Origin of the sequence: Clostridium sp. UBA3061, from assembly GCF_002367465.1 — a bacterium.
GTDB classification, from domain to species: Bacteria; Bacillota; Clostridia; order Clostridiales; family Clostridiaceae; genus Clostridium_J; species Clostridium_J sulfidigenes.
This window is the reverse complement of sequence record NZ_DFCF01000028.1, coordinates 1-22855: the sequence shown is the minus strand read 5'-3', so window position 1 is coordinate 22855 and position 22855 is coordinate 1. Positions and strand designations below refer to the sequence as shown.

Here is a 22855-nt window from a genome sequence, read left to right as displayed (position 1 = left end):
ATATGGTGGAGGATGAATTAGGGAGAGATATAAATGATATAAAAGCTGAAGAAAAGAAACTTTATGAAGAATATAAAAGAAAACTACAAGAGCTTAGAAAGGTAAAAACAGAAAATGAAGCAGTAGGTCAAGTGTTTACTAAAGGATTATTGCCAATATACACATTATATATATTGGTTCAGGGGCCTACTAATGGAAATGATATATCTCATCAAATAGGAAAGCGTACTAATGGATTTTGGATACCTAGTACAGGTGGAATATATCCATTGCTTAAAAAACTGGAGAAACAAGGATTTATTGAAGGTAGTTGGGATGAAGAAAAGAAGTCCCAGAAGATATATAGGATTACCAATAAAGGAATTGAAGAGTTTGAACATAAAAAAGAGTTATTAAAATCAAAGATAGAAGAGGCATTAGAAGTATTTAAGATAATAAAAAAAGATTTATATGATTAAAAAGTCCCATAAGCTTATTAGCTTATGGGACTTTTTCATTAGTATCACAGTGAAGCTATTTCAACATACAAAAGTTTCGTATTTCGAATTAAATATATTGAAATAAAAGGTAATTTCTTGTATTATATATGTGTAGTAGAAAATTAATTATTTCTAAAATTATAGGGGAGATTTATAATTTAGGGGGGGAAATATGGATAAAATTAAAGAACTATTAAAGTATGCAAAGAAATATAAGAAACGATATTTTATAGGGATATTTTTTCTTATACTAGTAGACTTTTTACAACTTGTTCCACCAAAAATTCTAGGTTTTTTAACAGATAGTTTTGCCTTAGGAAGTGCTAATAAAATTACTTTAGTTAAATCTATAGTATATATATTAGTTATAGCATCTGTTATAGCTATTGGAAGATTTATGTGGAGAATATATGTAAATGGTACTTCACGAAAAATAGAGTACGATATAAGAAGTAAATTTTTTAAGCATCTACAAGGGTTATCTTCTAATTTTTACAATGAAAGAAAAACTGGAGATTTAATGGCTTTAGCAACAAATGACTTGAATGCTGTAAGAATGGCACTAGGTCCCGGCGTTATTATGTTTTTTGATGCAGTAGTGTTGACTATTGCCACTATTGTTATTATGCTAACTATTAATGTACCACTTACCTTGTTATCATTAATCCCACTTCCTTTTGTAGCATTTGTATCTCAGAAATTTGGAAAAAGAATACACAGAAAATTCACAAAAGTACAAAGATGCTTTTCAAAACTTACAGATATAGTTCAAGAAAATTTTTCAGGGATTAGAATAGTTAAATCTTTTGTTCAAGAGGAAAGGGAATATGAAAAGTTCATAGAAGAGAATGATAAAAATTTTCAAGTAAATATGGAATTTATAAGAATTTGGGGAGTATTCTTTCCTTTGATAGAATTTATTTCATCCTTAAGCTTTGCATTACTAATAGTAGTGGGGGGAACTTTTGTAGTTTTGGGAAAAATATCTCTTGGGGACTTTGTGGCCTTTAACATGTATCTTGGAAACTTAGTTTGGCCAATGATGGCTATAGGACAAGTAATTAATAATTTACAAAGAGGATTTGCATCCCTTGAAAGAATAGAAGAAGTCTTAAATACAAAACCTGATATAGTAGATTGTTGTACATCATATGTGGATAAATTACAAGGTGATATAGTTATAAAGGATTTAACTTTTAGCTATAATAATACAACAACACCAGCTCTTAAGAATATAAATTTAAGAGTAAAGCAAGGAGAAACTCTTGGGATTGTGGGTAAGACTGGAAGCAGTAAAAGTACTCTTATAAGTTTATTGCTTAAACTCTATAATGTGGAAGACGGAAAGATTTTTATAGGGGATAAAGATATAAATAGAATATCTTTAAATAGTCTTAGAACTAATATTGGGTTTGTATCACAGGATCCTTTTTTGTTTTCCACTAGCTTAGCTGAAAATATAGGACTTGCATTTCATGAAGTAGGCATTGAAAAAATACATGATGCAACTAAAAAGGCAGATATTTATGATAATATAATAGACTTTCCAAAGCAGTTTGAAACTATGGTAGGAGAAAGAGGAACAACTCTTTCAGGAGGTCAAAAACAAAGATGTTCTATAGCTAGAGCTCTTATTAAAGATCCTGATATCCTAATTTTAGATGATTGTTTATCAGCAGTAGATGCAAAAACTGAGGCTATAATTCTTGAAAATTTAAAAGATGTAATGAAGAAGAAAACTTCTATTATAGTATCTCATAGAATTTCAGCAATTAAAGATGCTCATAATATCATAGTTCTAGAACAAGGAGAAATTGTTCAAGAAGGAACACATGAAGAGCTTAAAAATATGCCAGGAATTTATAAAGATATATATGAAAAACAACAGATTGAGCAAGAAATTATGGAAGAGGAGGAGATATAATTATGGAAAACTTTAATCAGGAAGATGAAGTATTAGATAAGCAATATGACTCCCTTTTGATGAAAAGGCTCTTAAAATTTGCATTGCCATACAAAGGCTTAATGGGAATAGTAGTAATTATAATGTTTTTAGTGGTGTGCTTAGATTTGTCTGTTCCCTTCATAATAAAAAATGTTATAGATAATAATATTAATCCTTTAAGTGGAAAATATTCTATTATAGAAGAAGCTGAAAATAGTTCCATAGCCATAGGAGATAAATATGTAGTAAGGGGAGAAAGAGACGGAGCAATAAGCGCTTCAATAGTATATGATGAGAATAATGAACCCTATGTTATAGAGGGTGAACCAAGGAAAAACACAGCCTATGAAATATCAGGTGAAAAATTTTTTCAAGATAACAATGAATTTAAAGCTCATGAAATAACTATAAAAGATATAAAAGTATTAAGAACTAATGATTTAGATTTGATAAAGTGGAGTGCTATTATAATATTGCTAATTTATATAGTAATATTTATACTAAACTATATTCAAATTTATTTGTTACAGTATACTGGTCAAAAGATTATATATAATATAAGAGCTGCAATATTTAAGCATGTAGAGAGTTTATCATTATCTTTCTTTGATAAAAGTCCAGTTGGAAGATTAGTAACTAGAATTACAAATGATGTAGAAACCTTAAATGAAATGTACACATCTGTTTTAGTATATTTAATCAAAGATTTATTTCTTGTTAGTGGCATTGTAATTGCTATGTTTCTATTAGATATAAAATTAGGAATAGTATCAATTATAACCCTTCCATTAGTAGTTGCTTTAACCTTTATATTTAGAAAATATGATAGAGAAGCTTATAGGAAAGTAAGAACTAGATTATCTAGAATTAACTCTAATTTATCTGAAAATATAAGTGGTATGAAGACTGTGCAGATATTTGGAGTTGAAAGTAAGAAGTATAGTGAATTTGATGAAATTAATACATCATATTCCATAGCTGCAATGGAACAAATTAAAGTATTTGCTATATTTAGACCACTTATGGATATGACTTATCAATTAGCTCTATGCATATTAATTTGGGTTGGTGGTACAGCAGTTCTAAATTTAACAATAGAATTTGGAGTGTTATATGCATTTGTAATATATATACAAAAACTATTTCAACCAATATTTGATTTATCTGAGAAATTTGATATACTTCAGTCTTCTATGGCTTCCTCAGAGCGTATATTTATGTTATTAGATAATGATTCTATAATTAAAAACCCAAAGGAGCCTAAACATATAGGACGTGCTCAAGGAGATATTGAATTTAAAAATGTTTGGTTTGCCTACAATGATGAAGATTGGGTATTAAAAGATGTAAGCTTTAGAATTAGAAAAGGTGAAACGGTAGCCTTTGTTGGAGCAACGGGAGCAGGAAAAACCTCAATAATAAGTCTCATAACTAGACTTTATGATATTCAAAAGGGCGAAATCCTGATAGATGGAGTTAGTATTAAAGAAATGTCTAAGGACGAACTTAGAAAAAATGTAGCTACAGTGCTTCAAGATGTATTTTTATTTGCTGGTGATATAAAAGGAAATGTAAGATTAAATAATGAGAATATAACAGATGAAGAGATTGTAAAAGCATGTAAATATGTAAATGCAAATATATTTATTGAAAAGTTACCAGATAAGTATAATGCTGAGGTTAATGAGAGAGGAACAACCTTTTCTCAAGGTGAGAGACAACTGATTGCATTTGCTAGAGCATTAGCTTTTAATCCGCCAATTTTAGTTTTAGATGAAGCTACAGCTAACATAGATACTGAAACAGAAAGTTTAATTCAAGATGCTCTAAATAAATTAACTAAAGGACGAACTACTATAGTAGTAGCACATAGATTGTCAACTATTAAAAATGCAGATAAAATTATTGTAATGCACAGGGGTAGGATACGTGAAATTGGAAGTCATTCAGAACTATTAGAGAAAAAAGGGCTTTATAGCAATTTGTATAAATTACAATATGCAGGACAATAATTAAAGTAGGTAAATAAAAATTAAACGTAAAGGCTAGCTTGTGTGGGCTAGCTTTTACGTTAATGTGTAAAGATTAATTAATAAAGATTTAGGGACTAAAGAAACAAAATTTATATATTTAAATAACTTATTCCATCTAAAGGAATTAACATCTGTGGTGTTGGGAAATTAGTAACTAAACCAATCAAATAAAGAGTATAGTATTTATCTGATTTTAGATTTATATTGGGAACATATAACATATCAATATCTGTATTAGCTAATTTTAATAGCATAGTATATCTACCAATAGGTAGTTCAATATAATTTCTTATGTCCTTAAAGTTTACATTTTTATAAAGTACAGTACCATTAGAAAGAACTACATCTACAGGTGGAATGTTTTCAATAAACTGAGCAATTCTAATTTTAGCTTTACCATCAGTTGTAGAGGTTAACGGAGTTTCATCCACAGGGTATAAGCTTAACATTCTTCTTTGCATGTAAGCTACAATAGTAGTTACACTTTTGGGTGCTATAAAAATATCAACATCTGCCAAGGGAAAATCAGTATTATTAGCTCTATACACCTTTATGTTATAAGTTCCAGAAGGGAGTTTAATATAGGTTGTAAAATCTCTATACTCAAGATCAGGTATTGTTAGTTTATCATTTACATAAATATCTATATCAGGGGCTCTAGCTGCAATGTGAGCAACCCTAACATAGGCTGACATATTATCTTCAGAATTCATCATGTCATCTACTCTTGTAGGAATATTAAAGGGAACATTAATATATTGCATTATATACCTCATATAAAAATATTATCAAATATAGTATATGAAATATAATTAGGGAATGTTACAAAAGGGGATTCAATATAAAATCTAGTATATAATTATCCATAAATACCTTCATAATTACATACTAGATTTCTATTGGTTTTTATTATTTAAAACATATCTTTTTTTCTAAGATAGTAGGTAACGGCTAAAGTTATTAATCCTACAATTATACACATATACAGAAATCCATCAGAGGCGTTGAAAAAAGGTATTCCACCTACATTCATACCTAAAAGACCTGATATTAAAGTTGGAATAGAAATAACTATAGTTACAGATGTTAAGTATTTCATAACTTGGTTTTGATTATTAGAAATTATAGAAGCAAATACATCCATAGTACCAGTGAGGACATCACTATATATACTACACATTTCTATAGCTTGACGATTTTCTATCATAACATCATCTAAAATATCTCTATCCTCATCATATTTTGTAAGGATTTCCTGCTTTAAAAGTTTTTCTAAGGTTAAATCATTAGATTTCAAAGATGTAGAGAAATATACTAAGGACTTTTGAAGAGCAAATAATTGAATTAATTCTCTGTTTTTTAAAGATTTATAAAGGGTTTTTTCAACCAAAAGACTCTTTCTATTTATTTGTCTTAGGTATAATAAATAGTAATTTGATGCTCTATATAATATTTGAAGCATAAATCTGACCTTCTTAAAAGTATAAAATGAAGAGATTTTTTCAATGGTAAAATCTGATAATACAGGACTATTTTTAAGACATACAGTTATAATTACGCTTTCGGTATATATTATTGCTAGTGGATATGTATCGTAAGTTAATGAATTATCATCCATTTCAGTGAATGGAATATCTATAATTACAAGAGTAGCATTATTCTCAAATTCTATTCTTGAACCTTCTTCTTCATCTAATGCAGCTCTTATAAAATCTTGAGGAATATTAAGTTTTTGTGTAATTAAAAGAACTTCTTCATCGGATGGATTAATCATACTAATCCAAGAGCCATGTTCTATAGAATCGATTTCTGTGAGACGGCCCGAGGTATCACTTTTAAATATTGTAATCAATGTTATCACCTCATATAATAAAACTCATGAATATATTTTAACACTATATTTCTAATTGACAACTGTATATTTAAAAGTAATAATTATTATAGTACAAATAATTTAATTTATAATCATAATTTTGAAAAGTTAGAATTATAATATTAATATTAATGTTGTTATTGAAAATATAAATTTATGATAATATTAAATTATTGTATTTGTAGGAGGTCTTTTATGGCAATAGAAGAATTGCTATTCATAGCCTTAGCAGTTTCATTAGATGCTTTTGGTATTGCAATAGCTATTGGCTTAAATAGAGGGGCTAAGGCAAGACAAAAGTTTTCTTTTGCAATTTCTTTTGGATTTTTCCAATTTTTGTTTTCTATTTTAGGAGGATTTGGTGGTAAAATATTTACAGAGAATATTGCTTCCGTCCCTGCAGTTATGGGGGGAATAGTTATTGCAATAGTTGGTATACTTATGATAAAGGAAGGTATGATAGAAAAAGAAGAAAGTATTGTCATAACCTTTAAAATGTACTTCATTTTAGGGATATCTGTGAGCATTGATGCAATAGTAATTGGATTTATTGCTTTCTCAAGGATAGAAAGTATGGTAACCTTAACACTCTTTACTGCTATTGTTGGTATGATAACATTTTTTATGAGCATATTAGCATTTATAATAGCAAAGTATCTAAGAAAAATCCATATATTAAGAAAATATGCTGATTATATAGGAGGCATAATTTTGATATTATTTGGATTAAAGATGATTTTCTTTTAAGGAAAGGATGATTAAAATGATAGAAACATTAAAAAACTTAAAAAGCTTTGAGGCAATCAAATTTTTTAAAGAGATGAATGAAATACCAAGAGGTTCAGGAAATGAAAAGGCTGTTAGCGATTGGTTAGTTAAGTTTGCCAAGGACAGAAATTTAGAAGTTATACAAGATGAAGCACTAAATGTTATTATTAAGAAGCCAGCTACTAGTGGTTATGAAAATGCTCCAACAGTGATTTTACAAGGGCATATGGATATGGTTTGTGAAAAAAATCAAGGAACTGAACATGACTTTGAAAAAGATCCAATAGAATTTATTATAGACGGTGATTTTATAAAGGCTAATGGAACTACATTAGGAGCGGATAATGGTATTGCAGTAGCTTATGCTCTTGCAATTCTTGATAATAAAACAACAGCTCACCCTCCTATAGAAGTATTGATTACTACTGAAGAAGAAACAGGAATGGGTGGAGCTACAAATTTAAATCCAGAACATTTAAATGGAAGAATACTAATAAATATAGACTCTGAAGAAGAAGGAGTACTATTAGTAAGTTGTGCAGGAGGAGTTAGACTTAAGTTCTCTGTGCCAACAAATTATGAAAATATAGAAGGAAACTATAGTTCATTAGCTATTAAAATAAGAGGACTTAAAGGCGGACACTCTGGTATGGAAATTAAGAAAGAAAGAGGAAATGCCAATAAAATGATGGGTAGATTCTTAATGGATCTTAATTCAGTTGTAGACTTTAAACTAGCATCTTTAAATGGAGGAGCTAAAATGAATGCTATTCCAAGAGAAGCAGATGCTATTATAGCTGTAAGACCAGAAGATATAGTTAAAGTTGAAGGAAAAGTAAAAGAATGGTCATCTATATTTATAAATGAATTACAAGGTATAGATGATGATTTGAAATTAACCTATGAAATTACTAAGTCTGTAGATAAAGTATTCTGCGATGATACTAGACAGAAAGTAATAAGAACATTATTCTTATTACCAAATGGAGTTCAAACTATGAGTATGGCAATACCAGGGTTAGTACAGAGTTCTACCAATGTAGGTGTGGTAACTACTACTAGTGAAGCTGTAGAATTTGACAATGCAGTTAGAAGTTCAGTAGCTTCTTTAAAAAAATCAATTGTAGATCGAATGACAGTACTTGCAGAAATAATGAATTGTGTTATAGAACTTGAATCAGATTATCCTGAGTGGCAGTATAATCCAGATTCTAAAGTTAGAACTGTATTTGAACAAGTTTACGAAAATAAATTTGGTAATAAAGCAGAGATATCTGCAATTCATGCAGGACTTGAATGTGGATTAATTGGAGATAAATTTAATGGGAATATAGATCAGATTTCCTTTGGGCCAAATATTTTTGATGTTCACACACCGGATGAGCATGTAAGTATTTCTTCACTAGATAGAATGTATGATTACTTATTAAGTGTATTAGCAGAAATAAGATAGGAAGAACAAATGCTCCCCTTAAGGTAACGATAAATATTATCTTAAGGGGAGTTGTTTATTGTTGTATATTTATGGTTACTAAGGTATACTAAAATAGTTGTGTTTATGGGAAAAATCAATTGTTATTAGGAGAAATTTCAGATAGTTTCCATTTGCCAGACTTATGTTTTACCAAGTGAAGATTATAAGTCGTGGTTTTATATGGGCTTTTTCCTTCTATACCATTTACTTCTGCAATACATATATTACCATCTGAAAACTTAATGTTAAAGTCTTCTAAGGAATATAATTTATATTTATTAAAAATACCAGAAGTGGAATATTTTTTTATAGCATAATCTAAATTTTTACATTTAAAGTTAGTGTAACTAAAAATAATTATATAAATAGTAATTATAATAATTAAAGATATGAGGGAAAGAGTTTTGAATTTTTTAAGATTTTTTACAAGATTCATAATTCACACTCCTTTAAGGATATAATCAATTATAGCATTTAAAGTAATTTATGTAAATAAATTACAGAATATTAGGAGGGTATGATAATGGAATTTTCTGCTATTGTATTAATGGAAAAGGATAAAGAGACAAAATTTTTTACAAGAGAGCTTGGAAGCTATGAGGTTAATGAAGGTGCAGAATATATTACTAAACTATTTTATGATGGCGAAAAGGTAAATTTATATTTTGATACCAATAAAGATGTAGAGGAGTGGGAATTTTCAGCCATATATGATTTGTTCGATGATGAAAGTTTAACTGATTTGGTTGACTCTATAGAAATTTATGATGAGGAATTTAATCCCACATGGATTGTTACCTTTGATTATGATGAAGATCATAATGTGCTAAATAATAGATTAAACAATGTATGTACAAGAATTAAGGAAGCTTTAGAAAAAGTTTTTATTGATATAGAAGGAAAATGTGAGGAATATCAATAGTACATAATTGGGGGAGAATCATGAGATTAGAACATATATGTAGAGTTAATGAATCAGATATACTTGGTAAACATGTATATGGTGATGATGGAAGAATATTGTTAAAAGCTGGTATGAGTCTTAACAGTGTATACATAAAAAGACTTGAAGAGCTAGGAGTATATTATGTTTATCTTGAGGATGAACGATTAGAAGATATCGACGTAGTAGATGAGAAGCTAATAATACTAAAACAAGCCACTATTAAAAGTTTAAAGAACATATCAAGGGGTATAGGAAGTATAGTCGGTTCATGTGGAGATGAATATTTAGAAAATATGGATCAGTTATTGAATTATATAATGGAAATTGAAGATGTGAATAAGTGTTTAAATGATGTAAAAACTCATGATAACTACACATTTTTGCATAGTATAAATACTGGAATCATGTCAGTGTTTTTAGGAATGAGCCTTGGAATGAAAAAGTGGGCAGTGCGAGATTTGGGTATATGTGGAATGTTGCATGATGTAGGAAAAATAAAAGTGCCTGCAGGTATAATTAATAAAAATGGGAAGCTTTCTGATGAGGAGTTTGAAATCATGAAGAAACACCCAATTTATGGTGGAGAAATATTGAGTAAAAATTATAAAATTCCAGCTAGTGCAATTGAAGGAGTGGAGCAGCATCATGAAAAAATTAATGGAAAAGGATATCCCTATGGATTGCAAGGGGATCAAATTTCAAGATTTGGTAAGATCGTAGGAATATGCGATGTATATGATGCGGTAACTAGTAATAGAAGCTATAGAAAAAAATTTGAGCCTAATCAAGCTTATGAGCTTATACTTTCTGGATCAGGAAGTCAGTTTGATGAAAAATTAGTACGCACATTTAAAGAAACATTTTCAGTATATCCATTAGGATGTTGTGTTAAACTTTCTAATGGAGTAGAAGGGTATGTTATAAGTCAGAACAAAGGGTTCCCCGATAGGCCTATAATAAGAGTACTATATGATCATGAAACTAGAAAACCAGTAAAATTTTATGAAATTAATTTGTTGGAAAAAATTAATTTAATTATCCAATGTGTAATTTAATAAATATATAGATTGAGGGATGTACTGTTTTTAATTATGCTGTATAATTGAGGTATGTCCTTTTGGTTTTGATATAGAAATTTGGCGTATATATATTTTACCCGATGACTACCAGCTCTAATACTTTCATCTTCTTCAAGGTGGGGGTAAGGAGTTGCTACGTCCTTGGATAAGGATGTCTATTCAGAGGGAGTAAAAACCCCATCTGAAACAAGAAACTCTGTTTCTATTATGATTAAAGTACAGTTGGAGGTAAAGTAAAATGAAGATATCTAATATAAAGATTTCAATAACAGAAAAAGATTTATACAGTATTGTTGTAGATGTATTAAGAGACTATGTACCCGTTGAAGGACTTAAAATTGACAAAATATTAGTAGATAAAAATATTAATGTAGTTGGAAGTTATAAGCATAAAGTATCTATTCCTTTTTCTGTTGATATATCTATAAACAAAGTTGAGAATAATAAACTATATTTAAGTATAGATAAAATTAATGTAAAAAGTCTTAAAATATTTAAAGGCATTGTAAATGTGGCATTAAAAGTAATTAGCTCAAAAGTAGCTAATTTTGGCATAGAGTTTACTGATGATACGATAATTATAGATTTATACAAGTTATGTAAAGTTATACCGATGGTTGATTTTAAATTAGAAGATTTATCTATAATCCCATATGGTCTTGAAGCAGAGGTTAGTAATTTTAATTTTAAAAATGAAAATGATAAATCTAATGATAAAAATGAAGAAAAAAAAGAAGAAGTGCCAATTTCCAGTGTAGAATCTAATAAAAAAAATTTAGATAATCATAAAGAGTATACTTATAGAAGGTTTAGAAAAGAATTTAAAGAAAGATTTTCTGCAAAATATGAAAAGATGTATCCCTATGTAGTGATGATACCAGATATAATTGCTTTATTTATGAGGTTATATAAGGACAAAAGAGTAGTAAAAGAGGTAAAGTTTAATATATCTATTGCTTTAGGATATCTTTTGTTTCCTTTAGATATATTACCAGATACATTACCTATTATAGGTAAGATTGATGATTTAGCAGTTACATTCTTTATACTTCAAAAGGTGCTTTGTGATATTCCAGAAGAAATAATTCTTGATAATTGGGAAGGCCAGAGCAATATTATAGAGGTTTCTAGAGAAGCTATGACTTTACTAAATGACAAGTTTGGAGCAAAAGAAATAAGAAAAATGGTAGATGTAGTAAGAATATCTATAAAAAAGTCTATAGTATTTTTTACTAAATAAATCTACGTTTAAGGTAGGGGTTATTATGGCAACTAAATATTATGCGATAAAAAAAGGAAGAGATTTTAATAATAATGTAGACGTTAATAATATTATTGTTAAAAGTTGGAGTGAGTGTCTTTCCTATGTAAAAGGAGCGAAAGGTGCTATATATAAGAGTTTTTTAACAGAAAAAGAGGCAAAAGATTATTTAGATAATAGTTCAGAATTAAAGAAAGGTGTGGACAACTATCCTTTAGATGTGCCTCATATATATGTTGATGGAAGCTATAACATATCTACAGAAGAGTTTGGATATGGGGTACTTGTAGTTGAAAAGGATATAATTACATATGTCAACTATGGTGGAGGCAAGAATAATCAGTGCAATCAAAGGCAAGTAAATGGAGAGCTGAAGGCTGCTATAAATGGTGTAAAATATGCATTAGATAATAACTATAGAGAAATAGTATTATTTTATGATTATGCTGGAGTCTGTCAACATGCAACAGGCGCATGGGAGAGAAATACAGTTTTATCAAAGGAATACTATGAAGTTATTAACAAGTTAAAAAAAGAAGGTAATATAAACATTATATTTGTTAAGGTAGATAGTCATACTAATGATTTATATAATGATATTGCAGATGAGTTGGCAAAAAGTGGTGCTGGGGTAGAATTTGATTCTGTAGTAGATAAAGCTGTTGAAAATAATACTTTAAGGGTTGCTACTAGTGACGTTAAAAATAAACTTTCTAAAATTATTAAGAAAAATATTAGTAACGTTATGTCTCTAGATGTTCATAGTAATATAGGAATTGAAGATAAATATCACATTACCAGAATAATAGAACACTTAAATAGTATAGATATAAATGAGAGAGAAAAATATTTAAAATGTGTACCTATAGAGGTTAAGGATAAAATTATATTAGAATTAATTCAAAACTTAAAATAAATTAATTATAGGCATATAAATTAGAAATATGTGCATCCTATAAACATACTTAAGATCTACTAATTATGAATAAGTAAATATTATTGTAACCTAAAATATTTATTTATATGGAAAATTCTATGGAATTCCAGGTGGATAAGTATACAATGAGAAGGGATGTGTATTTTATGAAAATGTTATTAAAGATTATGGTGTTGATAGCAAGTTTAGCCTTAGCTGTTAATTACGTAATGCCTTCAATGGATGGAAGAACTAAAAGAAAATTAAGGAAAAAGGCTAAGAGATTTCAACATAGAGCTGAAGATATGTTTAATAAAGCAATGGTTCCTTTAAGATAGCTAGAGCAGATTTTCTGCTCTAGTTATCTTTATTTTAAATAAAGTTTAATATAATACAATAAAACTGATTAAATTAACGCACATTTAATAAAAATTTAAGACATTTATTTTTGTGTATTTTGTTTGTTTATGATACAATATAGGGGTATAATTATCTGAAGTAATTAGGAAGCATTTGCTAAGAGAAGAGGATGAATTTATGGAAATTTTATCTTTAGGAGAAAAAATAAAAAAAAGGAGAAAGGAGCTTGATTTAACTCTAAAAAATCTGGCTGGAGATAGAATAACTGCTGGTCAAATAAGTTTAATTGAATCAGGTAAATCTAATCCTAGCATGGACTTGTTAGAATATTTAGCAGGTGCATTAAAAGTTTCGGTAGAACACCTTATGGAGACTGAAGAAACGCAAGCAGGCAAGATTTGTATATACTATCAAAATATCGCGGAATCTAATATATTAAATAATAATTTGGAGATAGCTTGGAAGGCATTAGAAGATTCATTTTTATATATTGAAAAATATGATCTTGAATTAAATATGGCAACTAATTTGTATTTAAAAGCCTTAATACATGAAAAGAAAAAAGAATATGATGAAGCTCAGGAGTTACTACTTTCAGCTAATAATATATATATTAAATATAATTGTAGTGACGAAATTATTAAAGTATTTATGCTTCTAGGCAAAATTACTCTTGAACTTGATGCATATCATTCTGCATATAGCTATTTTCAACAAGCAGAGAAGGTGTTTGAAGAAAGTGATGTATATAATGAAGTTGCTATGGGTAAGGTTTATTATTACATAAGCAAAACTCTTAATAAAATGGGAATTGATAAAGAAGCAATAGAGTATATGAAATATGCTGAAGAAAAACTTTTAAAACTAAAGGATTCGAGGAACTATGGAGAATCATTTATGAAGATTGGACAAGTAAGGTTTAAAGAGGGTAACTTAAACCAGGCTATTGCATACACTGAAAAAAGTTTGAATCTCTTTAGAACTAGACAACAAAGTATTTTAATTACAGATTTAATGTCAGGGTTAGGAGAAATGTTTTCAGAATATGGATATGTAGACAGGTCCTTTGAATATCTTTTAGATGCTAAAGCTATTAAAGAAAGGCTTTCTGAGGAATCTACTGTTAATACTTTAATGTTGATTTGTAATAACTATATAAAATTAAAAGATGAAATAAATGCAAAAAAGGTACTAGAACAGATAGTATCTAATATGCAAAATTTAAGTGTAACAGATTGTACTTTAATGTACAAGTACCATATTCTTAAATATAAAATTGAGTTACTAGAGAAGAAGTATGAAGAAGCAGAAAGAACTTTAATAGATGCTTTAAACTATACAGAAAAAATGAATTATCATAAGGAAAGTGCTGAAATTGCTATTGCCTTAGGAAAATTCTACATGGACTTAGGAAGAGAAGAAGAAGCTGGAAAATATTTAGATGAAGGGGTTAAGATTCTTGAAGAAACAAAATGCTTAACGGATTTTTAAAAATGGGGGATAACTATGGAAATATTATCGGCTGGAGAAAAAATAAAGAGGACCAGAATATATAAAGGTCTAACTTTAAAAGATATATGTGAAGATAAAATTTCCGTTTCTAAAATGAGTTGTATAGAAAACAATAAGGTTGATCCAGAAGATTGGATTCTAGAAATTATTGTAGATAAGCTTGGATTAGATATGGAGTATTTAAAACATGGTGTAAGAGAACAGATAGAAGCAAATATTGAAAAATTTAATTCTATGACGCCATTAATTTCTTTAGAAGATGTACTATACAATGTAGATTATGCAGAAAAGTATCACTATTACGATTTGAGTTGTAAACTATTTCAAATACTATTTGAATACTATTTGAATCACGGTATGTCAGCAGAATTAAGTACTACTATACCTAGATATTATAATTCTTGTCAAAAGTCTAAAGATGAAATTTTACATATTAATTATTATATGTATATAGCAAAATATTTATATACTAATGGTGAATGCTCTCAAGCGGGTAGTTATATATCAACAGTAAGGAAGAAACTTATTGAATTAGATAAAAAAGACTCAGTAGAATATATAAAGGCAACTTATAATCAAGTAGTAATTTATATAATGTGTAATAATATAATTAAAGCAAAAAAAGTTAGTGAAGATTTAAAGGAAATACTTTCATTTAATAAAAATGAGTATGTAAATGCAGAAATATATAAAGTGCTAGCTATTATAGAAATTTATTTAGGTGGCGATGAAGTTAAATACTATGAAGAGCAAGCTTTAAAAAGATATGATAACTTGCTAGATAAAAAAGCAAGAGCGTATTATGATCTTGCAAAAGCTATGTTTGAAAATGGAATTAAAGACGAGGCTTTAGACTATGTAGAAAGGGCATTGAGTGAATATCCAAGAAGTGATAAAGAGCAGTTATGTGAATTTTTAATTGATGGGGTTAAAAGTTTGATAGAGTATGGTTACTACGATTTAGTGTTAAACTATATAGAAGAAGTCCTAGATTTATCTATTGAACTAGAGCTTGTTCCCATAATGGAAAAAGCATACTACTATAAAGCCATGATATTCGAAAGGAAGAAGAATTATATAATGGCTGAAACGTATATGATGCTTTCTTTAGATGCTCTGATGAAATATGGAACTAAGAGTGAAATATGTAAAAGGTATATGAAGATAGGTACCATGTATCATGATATGGGAAATGTTAATGATTCAATAAAATATTTTAGTTTGGCCTTTAAGATGGATAAAAGTTTTTATTAGTTAGTAATTTTATTTATCAGGATTTAATATGAAAATAGGTTGTTGCAAAATGATTTTTAATCACTTTGAAACAACCTATTTTTATTTTATAAATCTTTTTATAATATGATCTTTAGCTTTAATTTCGAAGGAATCATTTAAAGGGGAAAGTTCAACTTCATCATACTTATTTTTTATGGCTAAAGATAAAAGTCTATCTGTAAGCTCGGGGTTTTTAGATAGTAGGCTTCCATGAAAATAAGTGCAGAAAGTATTTTTATAAACACAACCTTCTTTTTTATCTTCACCATTGTTACCGAATCCGTATTTCACTATACCAAGAGGTTTTAAATCACCAATGTAAGTTTTACCTGAATGATTTTCAAATCCTACGTAGGTTTCATTAAAGAATTCATTATATATAATTGAATTGCCTATTAATCTTTCATTAGAAGCTTTGGTATAAATATCTAATATACCCAATCCTTCTAAAATCTCACCTGTAGAAGTTTCGTAGGTTTTTCCTAAAAGTTGATATCCTCCACATATGCATATAAATACTTTTCCAGATTCTATATAATCGGTAATCCCTTGTTTCTTAGTTTCTACTAAGTCTTTAGAAACTATGGACTGTTCATAATCTTGACCACCTCCGAAGAACACTATATCAAAATCTTCAGGGTTAAATGCATCACCTATTGATACGTTTCTTATTATAACATTTATTCCTCTTTTCTCAGCCCTATGTTTAAGAATTAGAATATTTCCAATATCACCATAAACATTCAATAAATCAGGATATAAATGACATATATTAATTTCCATAAACTCACCTTAACCTTACCAAATTTTATTTATATAGCCTTTACTGTGCAATAACTTTCTAAGATGTAACATAGCAGTATATGTAACAAGTACATATGTGGTTTCTGCTTCAGCACTTATTATATTATTTATAAGCTCATCATCGGATTCGCAGATTTTAAAGTTTTCTTCTTTAAGATTAGCAATCTTTAGTCTTACAGCCATATCATAAAGACGTATACCAGAGATTATAATATCATTTATTTCTAGTGAATTTAATTTTTCAAAATCTACATCCCATATCCATGAAACATCTGTACCATCGGCATAATTATCATTTAACATCAATACTAAATTTATAGGTTTATTATTAAGAAGCAAAGTGTTTATAGCTTGGTTATAACCAGCAGGATTTTTTACAAGAATTATTTTTACTTCTTTTCCATTTATATTTAGACTCTCTTGCCTTCCAAAAGTGCTCTTTTGGTTTTGTAAAGATGCTTTAATTGAAGTTGATTCTATACCCAATTCTAGTGTTACAGATAATGCGCAAATAGCATTATATATGTTATATTCTCCAGATTGATTTATAAAGTAACTTTCTTCATTAACAACAACTTCTGAGCCTTCGGTAGTTAAAGCTGCTACTTCATCAATATGATATTTAAGTTCAGGTCTTTCATACCCACAATTTGCACAAAAGTATTTTCCTAGATGATTGTAAGTAATAAATTCGTAACTATAAGGAGTCTTACAGAATTTACAGAACTTGCTGTCTGCATTTACATTTAAAACTGTATTTTCTTTAATAGGAACATTAAAGCCATAGTAAACTACAGGATTATTGGCATCAATTTTACCTAGTAGAGATTCATCGCCATTTAGAACAAGTAGAGATTGAGGAGATTTATGTATTCCTTCTAAAATTTTATTATAAGTAGTATGTACCTCTCCATATCTATCTAACTGATCTCTAAATAGATTAGTTACAGTAATTATTTCAGGTTTTATATATTCTGTTATGAATTTAAGGTAAGCCTCATCTACTTCGATAACTGCGTACATATCTTTATTCTTATTAGAAAATTTGAAATTAGAAATGAAAGACGCAACTATTCCAGTATTCATATTAGCTCCAGTATTATTTGTTATAGCATTTTTACCGGCTTTATTAAGAATATTATAAATCATGCTAGTGGTTGTAGTTTTACCGTTAGTACCTGTGATTAAAATTACTTTATAACCTTTAGCAACTGTTGATAATATACTTCTGTCTAAGGCTAAAGCGACTTTGCCAGGAAAGTTTGAACCCCCTTTGAATAATTTGGTACTTAATTTTAATATAATTTTTGAAGTGACTATAGCTATAAATGAATTTATCTTAATTTTTCACACATCCTTTAAATATTTCTCAGAGTTATTTTAATAAATTAATTTAAGTATTTATAAGTATATCAATTTTATATTATAACATATATCTACATTAATGACATCATTCTAAATTGAAAATGAAAGGATGATTTTAAATATTAATTTAGATTTAAAAAAATATTAAAAGTTAGCAAAATTCGATAAAAGTGATGTACTATATACCGTTACAATATTTAAAATGCAGTATAATGAAGTTCGACTTGCAATAATTCTGAATAAAATATGATTTAATAAAGAAAAATAAAATATTTGTTGCATTTTTATAAAAAAGTAGTATTATAATATTAGGAAATTAAAAAAATGTGTTACATTAATTCCTAGAAGATATTTGGGGGTAGTAAAATGGATTTTAACTTAAATAATTTAAAAATTAATACTGATAAGGAAATTTATAGAAATTTAAGCTATGCTGAGTTAGTTTCTCATGCTATTAAAAATGAAGAAGGAATTCTTGCTAATAGTGGAGCTTTTGTTGTAAAAACAGGAAAGTATACAGGAAGATCTCCTAAAGATAGATTTATCGTAAGACAAGAAAGTGTAAATGATTTAATTAACTGGGGAGAGGTTAACTTACCCATAGAAGAAGAAATTTTCAATAATTTATATTCACAAGTTATAGATTATTTATCTACTAAGAATTTATATGTATTTGATGGTTATGTTGGAGCAATGAAAGAGTATAGCATGAATATAAGAGTTGTCAATGAATTGGCATCACAAGCTCTAATGTCTAATCAATTATTTAGAAGATATGAAAAAGAACAATTAGAAAGTTTTAAACCTGAGTTTAATGTAATTGTAGCACCAGGTTTTAAAGCTAAAGGAAAAGAGGATGGAGTAAACTCTGAAGCCTTTATAATAATTAATTTTGAAAAGAAGATTGTTTTAATAGGTGGAAGTCAATATTCTGGAGAGATTAAGAAATCAATATTCTCTATAATGAACTTCTTATTACCTAAAAAGGGTGTATTCCCTATGCACTGTTCAGCTAATATCGGAGAAGATGGCGATACTGCTGTATTCTTTGGACTTTCTGGAACTGGAAAGACGACTTTATCTGCAGATCCGGATAGAAAATTAATTGGTGATGATGAACATGGTTGGTGTAATGAAGGTGTATTTAACTTTGAGGGTGGGTGCTATGCAAAAACTATCAAGTTAGATAAAGAAAAGGAAAGAGAAATTTATAACGCTTTAAAATTTGGTGCATTACTAGAAAATGTAGTTTTAGATGAGAGTAATAGACCAATGTTTGATGATGATTCATTAACTGAAAATACAAGAGGAGCATATCCTATAGATTTTATCGAAAATGTTGAAATAAGTGGAGTTGGTGGAAATCCTAATACAGTAGTATTCTTAACTGCAGATGCTTTTGGTGTAATACCACCAATATCTAAATTATCTAAAGAAGCTGCTATGTATCACTTTATGTCTGGATATACTAGTAAGCTAGCTGGTACAGAAAGAGGAATAACTAAACCAAAAGCTACATTCTCTGCTTGTTTTGGTGAACCTTTTATGCTTATGAAACCAGAAGTATATGCTAAACTATTAGGAGAAAGAATTATAAAAAATAATACAGAAGTATATCTTGTTAACACTGGATGGTCTGGTGGAGAATATGGTGTAGGTAAAAGAATGAATTTATCTTATACTAGAGCTATGGTTAAGGCTGCTATAGAAGGCAATTTAAGAAATGCTGAATTCGAAAAGGATGAAAACTTTAATGTTCTTATACCTAAAGAGGTTCCAAATGTACCATCTGAAATATTAAAACCTAAAAATACTTGGGAAGACAAAAAAGAGTATGATAAGAAAGTGTACGAGCTTGTTAAACAATTCCGTGAAAACTTTAAAAAATTTGATAGCGTAAGTGAAGATATATTGAAGGCAGCACCTGGATGTAATAAATAGTGATTATAAAGAAGAGAAACTCAGATTAAAATGAGTTTCTTTTCTTTATATAGAGATAGAATAATTTAAAGAATGAAAATTTGTCATGAAGTATAGAAAACTTTTATTTTATTGGAAAAAAGTTTATAATAGAATATAAATATAACAATATGCAGATGTAAAGGGGAGTAATGGGTTGAAAGCTAGAAAAAGAAAAAATATAGGATTAGGTGTTTTAGTTATAATATTAAGTGTTGTAGGATTTTGGATGTTTAGTCAAAGAGACAAAGAACATGATTATACTGCTAAAGTAGAAAAATGGGATAATTTATATTCAGGAAATAATATAAAGTTTTATTACATTGATAGTACTGTAGCGGAAATAGCTACCCTAAAAAGTAAATATAAAGTAGAGACTTTAGTTAGTGAAAATACTAGTGAAATTATGAAATGTGTAGATATAAACAAATGGTTAGATGAAAAAGGGGAAATAACCCTTTCAGATATGGATACTAACAAAGATGGAGAAGAGCTTTTAAAAATTCTAATGTCGGGTAAAAAAGTTTCACAAAAGGATTATAATACAGTGCTTCAAGAATTGTTATCTTCAATAGGTATAAAGGTTAGAGTTGGAGAATATAGATTAAATGGAAACTACTCTGTATTAGAAGTATGGGATTCTAATTTTAATAAGTGGATAATGTTTGATGTGGTTACAGGTGGATATTTTAAAGAGGGTGATGAACCTTTAAGTGCCATTGAGGTTTTAAAGAAAGATTTATCCCAGCTTAAGGTTAGCGGTAGTGAAGATGGAGTTTTAGATAAAAAGTCTATAAAGCTATTAAATAACCATCTAGGTACTTATAGTATAAGAATTGATAACAGTAAATATGAGGGATCTATAATAAACTCATATATAACATATGTAAAAGATGTTATGGATGCTCAATTAGAAACTTCTAAAGGTTATATTCCACCAACTATATTTGTAGATAATGAATCTTTATTTAATATTAATCCTTATGAAGAAAAAGTGAATAATGAGTTAGATAAAATTCCTACTATTATATTTGCGAAAACTAGTGTAAAGGAAGATGATGATAACTATATAAAATTTACCTTAGGAGCATTTATGAATAGTTTAATGGTTGAGGAGTTTTATGTTAGAGTAAATAATGGAGATTTTATTAAGGTTGACACCTATTATAATTTATCTATAGAAAAAGGTGTTACAACTATAGAAATTTCATTAGACGGTACTAATCCCTTACGACAGGTGGTTATAAAGAAATAGAAGAAAGGGGAAAAGAGAAAACTAGGGACGTAGATTACATTACCTTTCCACAAGCTTTGTGTGCAGGAATATAATTGTTGATTTTTACAATTTTGAGGTAATAGTTACTTAGCTTATATATAATATAAAAATAAAATAAATAAGTTAAGTATTTGTAAATATAAGACGTTTAAATGAATAATATAGGGATTATATAAATGTGTAATAAGCATTTATGTATTACAATTAAAATACTACACCATAAAAGTGCTGTATATTAACTTATTTGGTATGAATAATAAAGTGATATAATCTAAAAAGTATATCACTTTATTGATTTTTTACAATAGTCAGAAATTTGACATAATATATAAAGAAAATTATAATATAGCTAGTTATAAATTGATATTACCATTTGGCATGTGGAGGGTATGTATGAAAGAAATCAAACGTTATTTAGAGACAAGAGAAGGGGAATATAGTTTTTATTTTGCAGATTTAAAAAGCGATTATACTTATGGGTTTAATGAAGATCTTAAAATGGTAGCTGCTGGTTGTATTAAACTTCCTATTGCTATGGCAGTAATGAAAGAAGTGGAATCTACTAATATATTTTTAGATCAATTAGTAACAATAACAAATGATGATAAGGTTTCGGGATCTTTTGGTATTATACATGAATTAGAAGGTAGACAATATAGTATTAAAGAGTTAATAGTTGCAATGCTTATCCAAAGTGATAATACAGCAGCGTGTAAACTTATAAACACTATAGGCAAAGATAGGATAAACAGTATCATTCATGATATGGGGTTAACATCTACATTTATAAAAAAATATCCATCAGGTGAAAAAGAAGACTTCGATAATGAAAATATAACTACAAGCTATGATCTATGTAAAGGTTTAGCACTATTAAGCAAGGGGAAAGTGTTAAATGGAGAACATAGTAAATTTATCTTAGAAGTTATTAGGAGGAATCAATTAACCACAGGGATATCATTTTATTGGCCTAAAGATTTTAAGGTTAAAACGGCACATAAAGCAGGAAGTTTAGAAAAAATAGAAAATGATATTGTGTTATTAAATTTAGAAAAAGGTGATTTTGTATTTGTTGTTATGTCAAGAAATTTACCATCTAATGTTTATGGAGTTAGTTCTTTAGCAAGAGTTGGGAAAATGATGTTTGATATTATTGATAAGGATTGGAATTAATATAATATCTCTAAGTTGAAGAGCGTGGATTTTGTCCACGCTCTTCAACTTGATATTAAATTATTAAAATTTCGCAATGTAATTTTAAAGAAAAAGGCAAAGTTAAGTTTGATTTTTAAACTTATAATCATTAGAAATCAAGGAACACTGAAATCGTTGGTAACAATATTGCCTGGTGTATCAGTAATAGAATTATATAGCTATTATAAGGAAATAAAAGAAATATGTATTTCTTTTAACATAATGCGGTTATTATAAAAAAACAAGCTATCATATCATGATAAGATAAGTCTTGTCGCTGAGAGATGCGGCAGAAAACAACAAGAAATTAAGAGGAAAACTTCTTAAAAAAATGTT

At 28.3% G+C, this 22855-nt stretch carries 20 protein-coding genes; 15 read left to right on the top strand and 5 right to left on the bottom strand.

From position 1 onward, the window contains the following. Nucleotides 1-2: 2 nt before the first annotated feature. From B2P65_RS17325 to B2P65_RS17315, 3 genes are all read left to right on the top strand, one after another. Complete coding sequence (locus B2P65_RS17325) at nt 3-458, top strand: PadR family transcriptional regulator (RefSeq protein ID WP_346849224.1); 456 nt, start codon at nt 3-5, stop codon at nt 456-458. A gap of 193 nt (nt 459-651) precedes the next feature. Continuing rightward, nucleotides 652-2403 carry an ABC transporter ATP-binding protein gene (locus B2P65_RS17320; RefSeq protein ID WP_346849223.1) on the top strand — a complete coding sequence of 584 codons (1752 nt, stop codon included), beginning with the start codon at nt 652-654 and terminating at the stop codon, nt 2401-2403. 2 nt (nt 2404-2405) lie between these two features. Further along, entirely contained in the window at nt 2406-4436 is a 2031-nt protein-coding gene (locus B2P65_RS17315) for an ABC transporter ATP-binding protein (protein ID WP_346849222.1), read from the top strand. Between the two features lie 110 nt (nt 4437-4546). On the opposite strand, the gene B2P65_RS17310 is transcribed toward B2P65_RS17315, so the two are convergent. Both B2P65_RS17310 and B2P65_RS17305 read right to left on the bottom strand, forming a co-directional pair. Then, nucleotides 4547-5221: a DUF4397 domain-containing protein gene (locus B2P65_RS17310; RefSeq protein WP_346849221.1), complete on the bottom strand. Its 675-nt coding sequence runs from the start codon at nt 5219-5221 to the stop codon at nt 4547-4549. 149 nt (nt 5222-5370) lie between these two features. Next, nucleotides 5371-6309, bottom strand: coding sequence for a magnesium transporter CorA family protein (locus B2P65_RS17305; protein WP_035135590.1), 939 nt, complete (start codon nt 6307-6309; stop codon nt 5371-5373). A 216-nt stretch (nt 6310-6525) separates the two neighbouring features. On the opposite strand from B2P65_RS17305, the gene B2P65_RS17300 reads away from it, so the two are divergent. Next, a complete protein-coding gene (locus B2P65_RS17300; RefSeq protein ID WP_035135592.1) occupies nt 6526-7077 on the top strand; it encodes a manganese efflux pump MntP family protein in 552 nt (183 codons plus the stop codon). A 19-nt stretch (nt 7078-7096) separates the two neighbouring features. Beyond that, on the top strand, nt 7097-8551 hold the full coding sequence (locus B2P65_RS17295; RefSeq protein ID WP_414632270.1) for an aminoacyl-histidine dipeptidase: 1455 nt from the start codon (nt 7097-7099) through the stop codon (nt 8549-8551). A 115-nt stretch (nt 8552-8666) separates the two neighbouring features. Here B2P65_RS17295 and B2P65_RS17290 read toward each other — a convergent pair whose 3' ends face one another. Next, a complete protein-coding gene (locus B2P65_RS17290; RefSeq protein WP_346849219.1) occupies nt 8667-9008 on the bottom strand; it encodes a hypothetical protein in 342 nt (113 codons plus the stop codon). An 87-nt stretch (nt 9009-9095) separates the two neighbouring features. On the opposite strand from B2P65_RS17290, the gene B2P65_RS17285 reads away from it, so the two are divergent. From B2P65_RS17285 to B2P65_RS17255, 7 genes are all read left to right on the top strand, one after another. Continuing rightward, nucleotides 9096-9494: a DUF6762 family protein gene (locus tag B2P65_RS17285; protein ID WP_346849218.1), complete on the top strand. Its 399-nt coding sequence runs from the start codon at nt 9096-9098 to the stop codon at nt 9492-9494. Between the two features lie 20 nt (nt 9495-9514). Continuing rightward, on the top strand, nt 9515-10573 hold the full coding sequence (locus B2P65_RS17280; RefSeq protein ID WP_346849217.1) for an HD-GYP domain-containing protein: 1059 nt from the start codon (nt 9515-9517) through the stop codon (nt 10571-10573). Nucleotides 10574-10835: 262 nt separating this feature from the next. Further along, nucleotides 10836-11837 carry a YkvA family protein gene (locus B2P65_RS17275; protein ID WP_346849216.1) on the top strand — a complete coding sequence of 334 codons (1002 nt, stop codon included), beginning with the start codon at nt 10836-10838 and terminating at the stop codon, nt 11835-11837. 25 nt (nt 11838-11862) lie between these two features. After that, entirely contained in the window at nt 11863-12774 is a 912-nt protein-coding gene (locus B2P65_RS17270) for a viroplasmin family protein (RefSeq protein ID WP_346849215.1), read from the top strand. Between the two features lie 167 nt (nt 12775-12941). Continuing rightward, nucleotides 12942-13112 carry a hypothetical protein gene (locus tag B2P65_RS17265; protein WP_156964390.1) on the top strand — a complete coding sequence of 57 codons (171 nt, stop codon included), beginning with the start codon at nt 12942-12944 and terminating at the stop codon, nt 13110-13112. Between the two features lie 199 nt (nt 13113-13311). Further along, the gene (locus tag B2P65_RS17260; RefSeq protein WP_346849214.1) at nt 13312-14625 is read left to right on the top strand and encodes a helix-turn-helix transcriptional regulator; all 1314 of its coding nucleotides are present in this window, start codon (nt 13312-13314) and stop codon (nt 14623-14625) included. A 15-nt stretch (nt 14626-14640) separates the two neighbouring features. Continuing rightward, nucleotides 14641-15900 (top strand): XRE family transcriptional regulator, encoded by a 1260-nt coding sequence (locus B2P65_RS17255; protein ID WP_346849213.1) that lies wholly within the window; start codon nt 14641-14643, stop codon nt 15898-15900. 81 nt (nt 15901-15981) lie between these two features. Here B2P65_RS17255 and B2P65_RS17250 read toward each other — a convergent pair whose 3' ends face one another. Both B2P65_RS17250 and B2P65_RS17245 read right to left on the bottom strand, forming a co-directional pair. Continuing rightward, nucleotides 15982-16704, bottom strand: a complete 723-nt coding sequence (locus B2P65_RS17250) for a type 1 glutamine amidotransferase (protein WP_346849212.1) — start codon at nt 16702-16704, stop codon at nt 15982-15984. A 15-nt stretch (nt 16705-16719) separates the two neighbouring features. After that, nucleotides 16720-18069 (bottom strand): Mur ligase family protein, encoded by a 1350-nt coding sequence (locus tag B2P65_RS17245; protein ID WP_346849255.1) that lies wholly within the window; start codon nt 18067-18069, stop codon nt 16720-16722. 387 nt (nt 18070-18456) lie between these two features. Here B2P65_RS17245 and pckA point away from each other — a divergent pair, with 387 nt between their 5' ends. The 3 genes from pckA to B2P65_RS17230 all read left to right on the top strand — a co-directional run bounded on the left by pckA (nt 18457) and on the right by B2P65_RS17230 (nt 22498). After that, the gene (gene pckA, locus B2P65_RS17240; RefSeq protein ID WP_346849211.1) at nt 18457-20031 is read left to right on the top strand and encodes a phosphoenolpyruvate carboxykinase (ATP); all 1575 of its coding nucleotides are present in this window, start codon (nt 18457-18459) and stop codon (nt 20029-20031) included. A gap of 175 nt (nt 20032-20206) precedes the next feature. Then, nucleotides 20207-21304: a hypothetical protein gene (locus B2P65_RS17235; protein ID WP_346880633.1), complete on the top strand. Its 1098-nt coding sequence runs from the start codon at nt 20207-20209 to the stop codon at nt 21302-21304. A gap of 414 nt (nt 21305-21718) precedes the next feature. Then, nucleotides 21719-22498: a serine hydrolase gene (locus tag B2P65_RS17230; RefSeq protein ID WP_346849209.1), complete on the top strand. Its 780-nt coding sequence runs from the start codon at nt 21719-21721 to the stop codon at nt 22496-22498. Nucleotides 22499-22855: the final 357 nt, after the last annotated feature.